Annotated in this window: 11 protein-coding genes; 8 read left to right on the forward strand and 3 right to left on the reverse strand. The window is 67.8% G+C overall.

From position 1 onward, the window contains the following. Window positions 1-72 precede the first annotated feature (72 nt). The 3 genes from RU01_RS18810 to RU01_RS18820 are packed head-to-tail and all read left to right on the forward strand — an operon-like array spanning window position 73 to window position 4,624. Complete coding sequence (locus RU01_RS18810; RefSeq protein WP_197074824.1) at window positions 73-1,383, forward strand: hypothetical protein; 1,311 nt, start codon at window positions 73-75, stop codon at window positions 1,381-1,383. After that, window positions 1,383-2,351, forward strand: a complete 969-nt coding sequence (locus tag RU01_RS18815; protein WP_042576338.1) for a glutamate ABC transporter substrate-binding protein — start codon at window positions 1,383-1,385, stop codon at window positions 2,349-2,351. The genes RU01_RS18810 and RU01_RS18815 overlap by 1 nt, the downstream gene beginning before the upstream one ends. 2 nt (window positions 2,352-2,353) lie before the next feature. After that, on the forward strand, window positions 2,354-4,624 hold the full coding sequence (locus tag RU01_RS18820) for a serine/threonine-protein kinase (protein WP_042576117.1): 2,271 nt from the start codon (window positions 2,354-2,356) through the stop codon (window positions 4,622-4,624). A gap of 15 nt (window positions 4,625-4,639) precedes the next feature. Here the strand turns inward: RU01_RS18820 and RU01_RS18825 are convergent, their stop codons facing one another. Both RU01_RS18825 and pta read right to left on the reverse strand, forming a co-directional pair. After that, window positions 4,640-5,815, reverse strand: coding sequence for an acetate kinase (locus tag RU01_RS18825; RefSeq protein WP_042576118.1), 1,176 nt, complete (start codon window positions 5,813-5,815; stop codon window positions 4,640-4,642). Next, entirely contained in the window at window positions 5,812-7,914 is a 2,103-nt protein-coding gene (gene pta / locus RU01_RS18830) for a phosphate acetyltransferase (RefSeq protein ID WP_042576119.1), read from the reverse strand. Before pta ends, RU01_RS18825 begins: the two co-directional genes overlap by 4 nt. 129 nt (window positions 7,915-8,043) lie before the next feature. On the opposite strand from pta, the gene RU01_RS18835 reads away from it, so the two are divergent. Continuing rightward, complete coding sequence (locus RU01_RS18835) at window positions 8,044-9,450, forward strand: DHA2 family efflux MFS transporter permease subunit (RefSeq protein ID WP_042576120.1); 1,407 nt, start codon at window positions 8,044-8,046, stop codon at window positions 9,448-9,450. After that, on the forward strand, window positions 9,443-9,883 hold the full coding sequence (locus tag RU01_RS18840) for a MarR family winged helix-turn-helix transcriptional regulator (RefSeq protein WP_231568776.1): 441 nt from the start codon (window positions 9,443-9,445) through the stop codon (window positions 9,881-9,883). Before RU01_RS18835 ends, RU01_RS18840 begins: the two co-directional genes overlap by 8 nt. Here the strand turns inward: RU01_RS18840 and fgd are convergent. Continuing rightward, complete coding sequence (fgd, locus tag RU01_RS18845; RefSeq protein WP_042576339.1) at window positions 9,843-10,856, reverse strand: glucose-6-phosphate dehydrogenase (coenzyme-F420); 1,014 nt, start codon at window positions 10,854-10,856, stop codon at window positions 9,843-9,845. The genes RU01_RS18840 and fgd overlap by 41 nt on opposite strands. 146 nt (window positions 10,857-11,002) lie before the next feature. On the opposite strand from fgd, the gene RU01_RS18850 reads away from it, so the two are divergent. The 3 genes from RU01_RS18850 to RU01_RS18855 are packed head-to-tail and all read left to right on the forward strand — an operon-like array spanning window position 11,003 to window position 13,930. After that, complete coding sequence (locus RU01_RS18850) at window positions 11,003-12,112, forward strand: LLM class flavin-dependent oxidoreductase (protein ID WP_042576340.1); 1,110 nt, start codon at window positions 11,003-11,005, stop codon at window positions 12,110-12,112. After that, entirely contained in the window at window positions 12,109-12,738 is a 630-nt protein-coding gene (locus tag RU01_RS23420) for an FAD/NAD(P)-binding protein (protein ID WP_231568777.1), read from the forward strand. The genes RU01_RS18850 and RU01_RS23420 overlap by 4 nt, the downstream gene beginning before the upstream one ends. Further along, window positions 12,638-13,930: a hypothetical protein gene (locus RU01_RS18855; RefSeq protein WP_231568778.1), complete on the forward strand. Its 1,293-nt coding sequence runs from the start codon at window positions 12,638-12,640 to the stop codon at window positions 13,928-13,930. Before RU01_RS23420 ends, RU01_RS18855 begins: the two co-directional genes overlap by 101 nt. The last annotated feature ends 10 nt before the right edge of the window (window positions 13,931-13,940 follow it).

Raw genomic sequence — 13,940 nt, forward strand, 5'->3', positions numbered from 1 at the left:
GGGCCTATGCTCGAATCCGGACACGGTTCCACCTGTGAGGTAGGGCCCGGCGCTCGTGGGGAAGGGGTTCTGGTGTCGCAGCAGTCGAGTGCGCTGACTCTTCGCGCGCCTGTCGACACCCGCTCCGAGCGATCGGAATTCCTCCGGTCCACACCCGTCCGCCTGCTCACCGTCGGCCTTCTCGTCGTGGTGACGCTGGTGACGACGGCGCTGGTCACCACGCTGTCCGTCTCCGATCGCCAGCGCACTCTCGAACTCCTCCTCGCCCGCACCGAGCCTCTGTCCGATGCGGCCCAGAATCTTTACGTCCAGCTGTCCGTCGCCGACGCGACCGCGGCGACGGCCTTCCTGTCCGGGGGACTCGAGCCGGGCGACGTCCGCGGCCGCTACACCGAATCGCTCGGCGCGGCCGCGGGTGAGGTGGTCCGCGCATCGACGGGACTCGCGAGCGACGACGCCACGTCGAGGATGCTTCTCGCGACCATTTCCACGAACCTGCCGCTGTACGCGGGCCTGATCGAAACCGCGCGGACGAACAACCGCGTCGGCAACCCGGTGGGGTCGGCCTACCTCGCCGAGGCGTCGACCCTCATGCAGCGGACGGTGCTTCCCTGGGCCGAGCAACTGCACGCGGAGAAGTCGGGGGACGTGTCCGACGCCCAGCGTCAGTTCGCCACACCTCCGTGGTCGGCGTTCCTGATGTTGGCCGTCTCGGTCGCCGTCCTGATCGCCGCGCAGGTCTTCCTGAGCCGGCGCACTCGACGCACCGTCAACGTCGGGTTCGCGGGCGCGACGGTGGGCGTGGTGGCGCTGCTCGGCTGGATGCTGGTCGCGGGCCTGATCTCCTCCACCGCCACCGACCGCGCGTTGGTCCGCGGCGCCGAGCCCCTCGACCTGCTCACCACCAGCCGGATCCTCGCCCAGCAGGCCCGCGCCGACGAGACCATCGGCATGACGCGGCGCGGTGGCAGCCTCGACTACGAGCAGCAGTACGCCGATTCCGTCGCCGGCCTCGCGAACACGCTCGACATGTTGGCGCACGACGACGACACACACAGTGTGCGACTCGATGACGCCCGCGCACTGGTGTCCCTGTGGTCGACGTCCCACGACCGCATGAACGCCGCGCTGGACGTGGGTGACTTCGACACCGCCGTCGACATCGCGACCGGCAGCGCCGCCGGGGATTCCACCGACGTGTTCGGTCGACTGGATTCCAGCATCGTCGGTGAGATCGATTCCGCTCGGCTGTCGTTGCGGGACGACGTGCAGCGCGGCGCGAGCGTGCTGTCCGGTCTGACCGTGGGTACCGGCATCATCTGCGGGCTGGCCGTCGCCGCCGTGGCGGGTGGCATGTGGTCGCGCGTGCGGGAGTACCTGTGATGCGCCGGGCCGCCCTGGCGGCTCTCGCACTGGTGGCGCTGACCGGGTGTTCCTATGCGACACCGGTGCCCGAGGCCCCCGATCGAGCGACGGTCGCGCAACCTCTTCCCGACGGCGCCGCCGGCGTCACCACCGGCGCACCCGTCCCACCGGCCGCCGAGTGCGGGGACCCCCGGGCGAGTCTTCGCCCGAACTACGCTGCGCCCGACGGAGCTCCGGTTCCCGCACCCAACGTCGACGCCATCCGCGCGAGGGGCCGACTGATCGTCGGATTGGACACCGGCAGCAACCTGTTCAGCTTCCGTGATCCGGTCAGCGGTGAGATCACGGGTTTCGACGTGGACATCGCCCGCGAGGTTGCCCGCGATCTCGTCGGTGACCCCGAGAAGCTCGAGTACCGGATCCTGTCGTCCGCGGAGCGGTTGGATGCGCTGGCGAACGGCGACGTCGACATCGTCGTCAAGACCATGACCATCACGTGCGCCCGACGCGAGCGGGTGACGTTCTCCACCGTCTACTACCAAGCGGATCAACGGGTGCTGGCCGTCAAGGGGTCCGGGATCCGCGGTGTCGACGACCTCGGTGGACGACGAGTGTGCGCGGCGGCCGGCACGACGTCACTGCTGCGCATCCAGCGCCTGCAACCGAGCGCGCAGATCACCACCGTCCCCAGTTGGGCGGACTGCCTGGTCATCCTGCAGCAGGGTGGTGTCGACGCCGTGAGCACCGACGACGCGATCCTGGCGGGTCTGGCGACACAGGACCCGTATCTGGAGATCGTCGGATCGTCCATCGCCGCAGAGCCTTACGGCATCGGCATCACCCTCGGACACGACGATCTGGTGCAGCTGGTGAACAGGACACTCGAGCGACTGCGGAACGACGGCACCTGGAACGCCATCTATGCCCGGTGGCTGTCCGTTCTGGGGCCCTCACCCGGTGCCCCCTACCCGGTCTACGGACGCTGATCATGAGTACGGAACCCGACCTGGACGCCACGCGTGCATCGCTGCGCGAGGACACCGACGCCACCCGCGCGTCACTGCGTGAGGACACCGACGCCACGCGGGCGTCGCTGCGCCCGGAGACGACGACGCGCTCGTCACGCCCGAGTCGTCGCGTGCGGACCGGTTCTCGCCGGCGCCTCGGCGGTGGACTGGTGGAGCTCCCTCGCATTCCCGAGGTCGATCCCGCGACCGCGGTCATGTCGGATCCTCGTGTCCCCGAGAGCAAGCGGTTCTGCTGGAAGTGCAACGCCCCGGTGGGACGGAGCGTCGACGGACGCCCCGCCGACCCGGCGGGCGACTGCCCCCGCTGCGGAACCCACTTCGATTTCTCGCCGCTGCTCGAGCCCGGAGAGATGGTGGCCGGCCAGTACGAGGTGCAGGGCTGCATCGCGCACGGTGGGCTGGGCTGGATCTACCTGGCGATCGACCGCAACGTCAGTGACCGCTGGGTCGTGCTGAAAGGGTTGCTGCACTTCGGCAATGCCGAGGCTCATGCCGTCGCGATGGCCGAGCGGCAGTTCCTCGCGGAAGTGACGCACCCCGGCATCGTCAAGATCTACAACTTCGTCGAGCAACCCCGCAAGGGGGCCGCCGAGTCGGCGGGGTCGACCGGATACATCGTCATGGAGTACGTCGGCGGGCGCACGCTGCGCCAGATCATGACCGACAATCCTGCGCGCACCAAGCTGCCCGTGCAGGAGGCTATCGCCTACCTGCTCGAGGTCATGCCCGCCATGGCGTACCTCCATTCGATCGGGTTGGCGTACAACGACCTCAAGCCCGAGAACGTGATGGTGACCCAGGATCAGATCAAGCTGATCGACCTGGGTGCGGTGAGCGCGCTGGAGGACTACGGGTACCTGTACGGCACGGCGGGATACCAGGCCCCCGAGATCGTCCGGACCGGACCGACCGTCGCCTCCGACATCTTCACCGTCGGTCGGACGTTGGCCGTGCTGACCCTCGATGTCCCCTCCGAGCACGGACGCTACGTCGACGGTCTTCCCGAGGATTCGCCGGTTCTGGCAGAGTACGAGTTCTACTCCCGACTGCTGCGACGGGCGACGTCCGCCGACCCGACTGCACGCTTCCGCAGTGCCGACGAAGCCGCCAGCCAGCTCAGTGGCGTTCTGCGCGATGCACTCTCGCAGCAGACCGGCGATGCGCACCCGTCGCTGTCGACCGTGTTCAGTCCACAGCGCACGACGTTCGGAACCGACGAGCAGGTGGCGGTCACGGACGTCTACATCGACGGCCGGCACCGTGTCGCACGACTCAATCCTCGCGACGTCGTCGCAGCGCTGCCCGTGCCGCTCCTGGACACGTCCGACCCCAGTGCGCACCTCATTGCCGCCGCCGTGCACAGCGAGCCGCATCAGACTCTCGACTCGCTCCGACTCGCCCGCGAGAACGGACTCGACCGTGTCGTGGGCGAGGACACGATGGGATCCGTCGAGGCCGTCCTGACCGAGACCCGGGCGTATCTCGATCTGGGAGAGGGTGACTCCGCTTCCGAGGTGCTCCGCAGACTGGATGACGTGACGGGCAACTGGCGCGTCGACTGGCACCGCGGCACCACCGCCCTGCTGTGCCGGAACTTCGTCGACGCCGCGGAGCGTTTCGACTCGGTGCTCTCCGCGATGCCCGGGGAGATCGGCCCGAAGCTGGCGCTCGCCGCCACCGCGGAACTCCTGGCGCAGCAGACGTCAGACGACGACCACACCACCTGGTGCGCACTCGCCGAGACCATGTACACCACGGTCTGGCGTACCGATCGGAGCATCGTGAGCGCGGCATTCGGGCTCGCCCGGCGCCTGACCGAGCGCGGCGCTCTGCTCGACGCGATCTTGACGCTCGATCTGGTTCCCCCCACGTCGCGGCACTTCTCGATGGCCAGGATGACCAGCGTGCTGACGTTGCTGTCCGGGCCCGCAGCCGAGACCGACGAGGGCGCACTCTACGAGGCCGCCCGGCGCGTCGAGGCGCTTCCTGCCCGCGAACCCCGTGCGCTGCAACTGCGTACGGTCGTGCTGGGCACCGCGCTGGAGTGGATGGAGGCGGGGCACACGCCGGAGTCGTCCGCGCCGATACTCGGACTCCCGTTCACGCGGGACGGTCTGCGGACCGGAGCGGAAGCAGCCCTCAGATCGCTCGCCCGCACGGCGCGCACCCGGTCGCACCGCTTCGCGCTGGTCGATCTGGCGAATGCGGTACGGCCCAAGTCGCTGTTCTGACCTAGCCCACCGGGCCTATCCCACCAGGGCTACAGCCGCACGTGCGATGGCGAGTTCCTCGTTCGTCGGGACGACCAGGACGGTGATCGGCGAATCGTCGGTCGAGATCGTGCGAATCCCCCTGCCGCGCTCGGCATTGCGCGCCTCGTCGAGTTCGATCCCGTACATCTCGAGGTCCGCCAGCGCCGCCGCACGCACCTCCGCGGAGTTCTCCCCCACCCCGGCGGTGAAGGTGATGACGTCCACGTGCCCCAGTTCGATCATGTAGGCACCGATGTACTTCCGCAGCCGGTGGATGTACACGTCGAACGCGAGGGCGGCCGCGGTGTCGCCGTCGTCGATCGCCTGTCGCAGTTCACGGAAATCGGTCACTCCGCTCAATCCCTTGATGCCCGACCGGCGGTTCAGCAGTTCGTCGATGGCGTCGACGTCCATGTCCGCGCTGCGCCTCAGATGCATGACGATGCCCGGATCGATGTCCCCGCTGCGCGTACCCATCACCAGGCCCTCGAGCGGGGTCAGCCCCATCGAGGTGTCCACCGCGACGCCGTCGCTGACAGCGGACGCGGACGCACCGTTCCCCAGATGCAGCACGATCTGGTTCACCTCGTTGCCGACATGATCGGTGACCGCCGAGCTGACGTACTGGTGGGACGTTCCGTGCATGCCGTACCGCTTGATGTCGTGCGCCGCAGCGACATCCGCGTCGATCGCATACGTCGACGCTGCCGCGGGCAGCGTGTGGAAGAAGGCGGTGTCGAACACGGCGACCTGCGGGAGGTCGGGAAGTTCACGGCGCGCGACCTCGATTCCGCGCAGGTTCGCCGGATTGTGCAGGGGCGCCAGCGAACTCAACTCGTCGATGGTGGAGACCACGTCGTCGTCGATGAGGACCGGTTCGCTGAACACCGTCCCGCCGTGCACCACCCGATGTCCGACGGCGGTGATTCCCGCGTCCGTCAACGACAAGCCGGCGTCGGCCATCATCTCGAACGCCAGCCGCAGCCCCGTCTCGTGGTCGGGGATGTCCGTCGTCTTCTCGGTGGTGTCGTCACCCCGAGTCACCGCGACACGGCCGTCGGAGTCACCGATGCGCTCGACGATTCCGTGCAGCGCGCACTCACCGGAGTCGGGATCGACCACCTGGAACTTCACCGACGACGATCCCGAATTGATCACCAGAACGCTCACGAGTTCATCCCCTGTGCCTGAATGGCCGTGATGGCAACGGTATTGACGATGTCCTGCACCAGCGCCCCTCTCGACAGGTCGTTGACCGGCTTGCGCAACCCCTGCAGAACCGGGCCGACCGCGACCGCGTTCGCCGAACGCTGCACCGCCTTGTACGTGTTGTTGCCGGTATTGAGATCCGGGAAGACGAAGACGGTCGCCCGCCCCGCGACGTCGGAGTCGGGAAGCTTGGACTTCGCCACCGACGGGTCGATGGCCGCGTCGTACTGGATGGGGCCCTCCACCAGAAGATCCGGCGCGCGGTCGCGGACCAGGTCGGTGGCCTCGCGCACCTTGTCCACGTCGGCGCCGGATCCCGAGTCTCCCGTGGAGTAGCTCAGCATGGCGACACGGGGTTCGATGCCGAACATCGAGGCCGTCGTCGCCGACGACACCGCGATGTCCGCGAGCTGCTCCGCGGTGGGATCGGGGACGACGGCGCAGTCGCCGTACGCGAGCACCTTGTCGGCCAGGCACATCAGGAAGATCGACGAGACCGTCTTCACGCCGTCCATCGTCTTGATGATCTCGAACGACGGCTTGATGGTGTGCGCCGTGGTGTGCGCGGCCCCGGACACCATGCCGTCGGCAATACCCTTGTGCACCATCATGGTCCCGAAGTAGGAGATGTCGGCCATGACCTCGCGGGCCTTCTCCTCCGTCATCCCCTTGTGCTTACGGAGCTCGGTGTACTCGGCGACGAAATCGTCGGTGTACTCGGAGTCCGTCGGGTCGAGCACGGTGGCGGCGGACAGGTCGACGCCCAACTCGCTCGCGCGGCGGGTGATGGCGGCCTCGTCGCCGAGGATCGTCAGGTCGGCCACCTGCCGCTGCAGGAGTCGAGCGGCGGCGCGCAGGATGCGGTCGTCGGAACCCTCCGGGAGCACGATGTGCTTGCGGTCGGCGCGGGCCCGGTCGATGAGTCGGTACTCGAACATCTGCGGCGTGACCACCGACGGCATCGACACCCGCAGGCGCTTCAGGATTTCCGACGCGTCGACATGCTGCTCCATGATTCCCAGAGCGGTATCGACCTTGCGCTGCGACCCGACGGCCACCCGACCACGTGTCGACGCGGCGACGCTGGCCGTGTCGAAGGTACCGAGGTCCGTGGTCAGGATGGGAAGACGCGGCTGCAGCCCTTCGATGAGCTTGGCGATCATCGGGTGCGGCGTCAGCCCTCCGTTCATGACGATGCCGGCGAGCGACGGGAAGCCCTCGGCCTCGTGAGCGTTGACCAGGGCCAGCAGGACGTCGGACCGGTCTGCGGGGGCGATGACGACGACGCCCTCGGTGAGGCGCTCGAGAATGTGCTCGGCCGTCATGCCGCCGACCATCACCCGCAGCGCTTCTCGCTGCATCAGTTCGGGGTCACCACTGAACAGCGACGCATCCATGGCGTCGTGCAATTCACCCATCGTCGGAGCGACCAGCAGCGGAACCTCGGGGAGCGCCCACGCCGGGACGTCGTCGGTGGCGAGGTGCTCGATGATCTCGTTCAGGGAGTCGGGGTCGCAGCGGTTGGCGACGATCGCCGCCAGATGTGCTCGGTGCGTCGACAATTCGGACCGGCAGACGTCGGCCAGATGGGCGATCTCGTCGGGTGTCCGACCGGACCCGCGCAGGGCCAGCAACACGGGGGCGCCGAGGTTGACGGCGATGCGCGCGTTGAAGCCCAGTTCGCTGGGGCTCGCGATGTCGGTGTAGTCACTGCCCACGATGACCACGGCGTCACACTGCGACGCCATCTCGTGATAGCGACGCACGATCTCGGCGAGCGCTGCGTCGGGGTCGGTGTGGACCTCGTCGTAGGTCACGCCGAGCGACTGCTCGTAGGTGGTGTCCGACGTCGTGTGGTCGATCATCAGCTCGAGGATGTAGTCGGTCTCGGACGACGACCGGGCGATCGGACGGAAGACACCGACGCGGGCGGTCGAGGCACCGAGCATCTGCAGCAGGCCGAGGGCGATGGTCGATTTGCCGGTATCGCCCTCCGGAGACGCGATGTAGATGCTGGAGAGATCGTTCGAGCTGGGCGGTTCTGCGGGCGCGGCGACCATGACGTCAGCCTAGACGGGAGACCACGCCTGTGATCCGAAGCACTGAGCGGATCTTTCCTTAGCCAGAGCAAGCATAATACTTGTGTGCTTACAACTGTCCCGTCGGGCGACCCCGATCATCGTCGCAAGATGATCATCCTGGCCACGTGCTGCCTGAGCCTGCTGATCGTGTCGATGGACGCCACCATCGTGAACGTCGCGCTGCCCGCCATCCGCAGTGATCTCGGTGCGTCGGTCTCGCAACTGCAGTGGACCATCGACGTCTACACGCTGGTGCTGGCGAGCTTGCTGCTCCTGTCCGGCACCACCGCCGACCGCGTCGGCCGACGCCGCGTCTTCCAGATCGGCCTGGTGAGTTTCGCCGTCGGCTCGTTGCTCTGCAGTCTCGCGCCGACCGCCCCGGTGCTGATCGTGGCCCGGATGATCCAGGCCGTCGGCGGATCGATGCTGAACCCGGTGGCGATGTCGATCATCACCCAGGTGTTCACCGGCAAGGCGGAGCGAGCTCGCGCGATCGGCATGTGGGGCGCCGTGGTCGGAATCTCGATGGCACTCGGCCCCATGCTCGGCGGCCTCCTCATCGACGTCTCCGGATGGCGATCGGTCTTCTGGATCAACATCCCCGTCTGCATCGCGGCGTTCGTTCTCGCCGCCGTGTTCGTTCCCGAGTCGCGCTCCCCCGTCGTGCGCTCGTTCGACCCGCTGGGTCAAGCGCTCGGCGTGACGATGCTCGCGGCACTGGTGTTCGGCCTGATCGAGGGCCCGTCGCTGGGGTGGTCGTCGCCCGTCACTCTCGGCGTCTTCGCGCTGGCGCTCGTCGCCTTCCTCGGATTCGTGACCTACGAGAGGCGCCGCACCAACCCCTTCATCGATCTGCGCTTCTTCCGCAGCATCCCGTTCTCGTCCGCGACCGTCGTCGCGGTGTGTGCGTTCGGCGGATACGGCGCGTTCCTGTTCCTGATGTCGCTGTATCTGCAGGAGGTTCGCGGACTCAGCGCCGTCCGCACGGGCCTGTCCTTCCTCCCGCTGGCCCTGGCCACGCTGGTGTGTTCACCGCTGTCGGGCCGGATGGTCGCGCGGTGGGGAGCGCGACCGTCGATGACCGTCGCGGGCACCGTCATCGCCGTCGCCGGGCTCGCCCTCACGCGTCTCGACGCCTCGACGACAACGACCGAGCTGGCCGTCATGTTCACGATCTTCGGCATCGGCTTCGGGCTGGTCAACGCCCCGATCACGAACGCCGCCGTGGGCGGCATGCCCCGTGACCGCGCCGGCGCCGCCTCTGCCGTCGCGTCCACCAGCCGACAGATCGGCGTCAGCATCGGCGTCGCGCTGTGCGGGAGCCTCACGGCCGCCGGTGCGGTGGCCGGTTCGGGCGAGGAGTTCACGTCCTCCACCCACACGGTGTGGTGGGCGCTCGCCGTCATCGGGATCGTCGTCGCCGCACTCGGGATCTTCAGCGCCAGTGCGCGGGCCACACGATCCGCCGACGGTGTCGCCGAGCTCTTCCGGTCCGAGGAGCCCGCCCGTGTCTGACCCCGTCGACTCGGCGTGGCGCGCGATGACGTCGCTGGTCTTCGAGAACCGGGACACCTGGCGGCGACGGGTCGCGGACGAGGTCGGCATGCCCTTCAGCCGTGTACGCGTACTACGCCGCCTGATGTCGGGATCGCTCACCATGACCGAACTGGCGTCGGCCGCGGCGATGGACGCCCCGGCGACGACGGTGTGCGTCAACGATCTGGAGAAGCGCGGCTACGTCCAGCGCACGGTGGAAGCCGATCGACGCAGCAAGCGCGTCACGGTCACGGACGCCGGCCGCGCGGTCATGGAGCGTGTCGGCGACATCAGCGATCCGCCTCCGGCATCTCTACAGCACCTGAGCACCGAGGATGCGGCGCACCTGCACCGCATCCTCGCGCGAGCGGTCAGCCCAGTCGGCGCAGACGGGGTTCGAGATCGGTCTTGAACAGCTCGAGGAACCGACGCTGATCATGGCCCGGCGCATGGAACACCAGGTGGTTGAGACCGGCGTCGACGTACGGCTTGACCTTCTCGACGGCCTCGTCGGGATCGGACGCGACGATCCACCGCTTGGCCACCTGCTCGATCGGCAGCTCGTCCGCGGCCTTCTCCATCTCGATCGGGTCGTCGATGGAGTGCTTCTGCTCCGGCGTCAGTGACAGCGGAGCCCAGAACCGGGTGTTCTCCAGTGCCGCATCAGGATCGGTGTCGTACGAGATCTTGATCTCGATCATGTGATCGATGTCCTCGACGGGCCGCTCCATCTTCGCCGCACCCTCGGCGACGGCCGGAATGAGCTTGTCGGTGTAGAGCTCCATGCCCTTGCCCGAGGTGCAGATGAAGCCGTCGCCGCTGCGTCCCGCGTAGCGTGCGACCACCGGGCCACCCGCCGCGATGTAGACGGGAACGCCGCCCTCGGGCACGTCGTAGATCGATGCGCCCTTCGTCTTGTAGTACTCACCCTCGAAGTCGACGCGGTCGCCGAGCCACAGCTCGCGCATCAACGACACTGCCTCGCGCAGGCGCGCGAACCGTTCCTTGAACTCCGGCCATTCGCCGTCGAATCCGGTCGCGATCTCGTTCAGGGCCTCACCGGTGCCCACGCCCAGCATGATCCGGTTCGGGTACAGGCACGCCATCGTCGCGAACGCCTGGGCGATCACGGCCGGGTTGTAGCGGAACGTCGGAGTCATCACCGACGTGCCCAGCTGCAGGGTCTTCGTGCGCTCACCGACGGCCGTCATCCACGCGAGCGAGAACGGGGCGTGGCCGCCCTCGTGGCGCCACGGCTGGAAGTGGTCGCTCACGGTCGCCGAATCCATGCCGGACGACTCCGCGAGAACGGCGATCTCCACGAGCTCGCGGGGGCCGAACTGCTCGGCCGATGCCTTGTATCCCAGCTTCAATGCCTGTGCCACACCGAACTCCTGTCTCTTCGCCGGTAGGGATCCGACTCCTGTCATGTCTATCAGTAACGACGTTCGAATCGTCGTGCGCGCAACCCTGTGCGCCCGGGCTCCTCTCCGGCACCGTGGAACGGTTGCTCGAGAACGAGGAGTTCGCTGTGCGTTTTCAGATCCTGGACATCATCTTCAACCCGCCGCACCCCGTCACGGGCGAGTCCGTGCCCGCAGCCGACCGGTTCGATCGCGTCGTCGAGCTCGCGGTCCTTGCCGACGAACTGGGGATCGACTCCTACTCCGTCGGTGAGCGGCATGCCGGTGACGTGCTGTCGTCGAGTCCGACGGTGATCCTCGGTGCGTTGGCTCAGGCCACGAGCCGCATCCTGCTGTCGACGGGCGTCACGGTGTTATCCGTCCTCGACCCGGTGCGGCTCGCGGAAGACTTCGGCACCGTCGATCAGCTCAGCCGCGGCCGACTCGAAGTCGTCATCGGCAAGGGCAACGAGGTGCTGCAGTACCCGCTGTTCGGCAAGGACATCGCGAAGCAGTACGAGTACCTCACCGAGAACTACGAGTTGTTCCGACGGCTCATCAGCGAGGAGAACGTCGACTGGTCCGGGCAGCACCGCAGCCCCCTTACCGACGCGACCACCCTTCCGCGGCCCTACGCCGGGCCCTTCCGAATCTGGCACGGCTCGGCGACGTCGACGGAGGCAGTGGATCTGGCAGCGCAGTGGGGCGACCCGATCGTCTCGGCCAACGCGTTCCAGCCGCGCGAGAACTATGCCGTCCTCATCGACAGGTACCGCGAGAAGTACGCCGAGTACGGGCACGACCCGGACTACGCCTTCGTCGGGTCCGGATCCGGAGGCCTGTTCCTCGCCGACACCACGGAGAAGGCGATCGAGGAGTTCCGGCCGCTGTACGAGGGCGCCGTCGCGCAGGCCGACAAGCGTCGACACGATCCCGCGGCCAAGGGAAAGGTGACCAGCTTCCGCACCGTCGAGGAGGCCGTGGACCGCGGACCGTCACTGGTCGGATCGTCCGAACGCGTAGCCGAGAAGATCGTCGACTACCACCGATCCTACGGCCATGTGCTGCAATCGGTCTCGATCAACCATCTGCTCGATCCCGAGCACCAGAAGGACATCCTCCGGCAGTTCGCCGAAGACGTCATCCCCCGCGTCCGCAAGGAAATCCCCGAGCCGCTGCTGTGGAGCGAGCGGGATGACCGGCGCGCCGTGGGATTCACCGCGGAGTCGTGGTCGTGAGCATCGCCTTCGTCGGCGGCGGCCCCCGCGCCACCGGCATCCTCGAACGGATCGTCGGACGCGCCGACGACCTCGCCGAACCTGTCGACGTCCATGTCATCGATCCGCACGCTCCCGGAGCCGGACGGATCTGGCGGCGCGACCAGGACCCGCTGCTGTGGATGAACTCCGTCGCGGCCGATGTCGCGATGCTCCCCGACGGGTCCGGTGGCCCCACGTTGGCCGAATGGGTGCTGGCCAATCGGGACACCCTCGTCACCGATCCAGCGCTGCGTGAGGAAATTGCGCGATTCACGCCGTCGTCGTTCGCGTCCCGGTCTCTGCAGTCTCACTACCTCGCCCACGTCTTCGAGTCGACCGTCAAGGCTCGCCCAGACAAGGTGCGGGTACACGTGCACCGGGCCACGGTTGTCGATGTCTCCGAACACTCGGGGCTGCAACGCCTGTCGTTGGATACCGGCGAGGTCCTCGAGGTCGACGACGTCGTGCTCGCGCAGGGACAGCCCGACACGGAGCCGCCCCCGGATGTCACCGCCCTTCGCGAACTTCGCCGCCGACCACGGTCTGCGCTACATCGGGCCCGGGTACACCGCCGACCTCGATCCGACCGTCGTCCCCGAGCGTGAACCGGTACTGGTCTCCGGACTGGGGCTCGCCTTCGTCGACTGGATGGTGCTGCTCGCCGAGTCACGGGGCGGCACGTTCTCCCGGTCGGACGACGGAACCCTCGTCTACGCCCCGTCGGGACGGGAACCCGTGGTGTACGCAGGTTCCCGGCGCGGAGTGCCCTACCACTCCAAGATCTCCTACTCCATCGCCGACGCGGCTCCCCCGTTGCCGCGCTTCTTCGTTCCGGAGGCATTTCCCGGCACCGACATTCTCGACTTCCGCGCGGACATCTGGCCGCTCGCAGTGACCGAACTGGCGTGGGCGCACTACTACGAGTTGTTCGCGTCCTATCCCGACGCGGTTCGCGGGTCGTTCGCCGACCTGGAAGCAGCGTTGGAACGAGACGGCGCCGCGGCGGTCGGCGACCTCGTCGAGCGGATGGTTCCCGACCCTGCCGATCGTTTCGACATCGACGTGCTCGACCGGCCGTTGCAGCACGAGCGGTTCGACTCGCTGGACGACGCGGCCGACCGGGTCCATGCCTATATCGACGCGGACCTCCGGCGCCGGCGGGACCCACGGTTCAGTGCCGACGCCGCCGTCTTCACCGGGTTGCTCTCGGTCTACCGCACCGTCGGCGAGCTGGTGCGTACACAACGCCTCGCCCCCACCGACGTCGCCACGCAGGTGGAGGGAAATCTGCACTCGTTCTTCAGCTTCATCGCCAGTGGACCACCGCCCGAACGACTCGAACAACTGCTCGCGCTCGGCAGGGCCGGGGTGATCCGCTACCTCGGACCGAACGTCCGCTTCGACGTCGACGCCGACGGGTTCCGAGCCACGTCGACTGCACACCCGGACATCGTGCGGGCGGGAACGTTGATCGAGGCCAGATTGCCGGCTGCCTCCATCTCCGCCAGTGCCGACGTGCTTCTCCGATCGCTGCACGAACGCGGCGAGGTCCGCGAAGTGCGCGCATCGCCGACCAGCCCTGCCAAGCTGGCCGTCGACGGGTCGTCACGCGTGATCGACGCGTCGGGCACAGCTCACCCACGTCGATACGCCGTCGGAGCCTGGGTCGCCGGACACGCCTGGTCCGGGGCGTTCGCCCGCCCCGGCATCGACGCAGGATTCTTCCGGCACAACGACGGCATCGCCGCTGATCTGATCAGCTCGAGCACAACCGTTCAGGACCGACGCGCCGTGTGATGTTCTGTGT

This window comes from Rhodococcus sp. MEB064 (assembly GCF_000834565.1).
Lineage (GTDB): Bacteria > Actinomycetota > Actinomycetes > Mycobacteriales > Mycobacteriaceae > Rhodococcoides.

What these genes read in the sequence shown, in the direction of transcription:
- RU01_RS18820 (WP_042576117.1), top strand. Translation starts at nt 2,354, where the DNA reads ATGAGTACGGAACCCGACCTGGACGCCACGCGTGCATCGCTGCGCGAG.
- RU01_RS18835 (WP_042576120.1), top strand. Translation starts at nt 8,044, where the DNA reads ATGATCATCCTGGCCACGTGCTGCCTGAGCCTGCTGATCGTGTCGATG.
- pta (WP_042576119.1), bottom strand. Translation starts at nt 7,914, where the DNA reads ATGGTCGCCGCGCCCGCAGAACCGCCCAGCTCGAACGATCTCTCCAGC.
- RU01_RS18855 (WP_231568778.1), top strand. Translation starts at nt 12,638, where the DNA reads ATGTCACCGCCCTTCGCGAACTTCGCCGCCGACCACGGTCTGCGCTAC.
- RU01_RS18815 (WP_042576338.1), top strand. Translation starts at nt 1,383, where the DNA reads ATGCGCCGGGCCGCCCTGGCGGCTCTCGCACTGGTGGCGCTGACCGGG.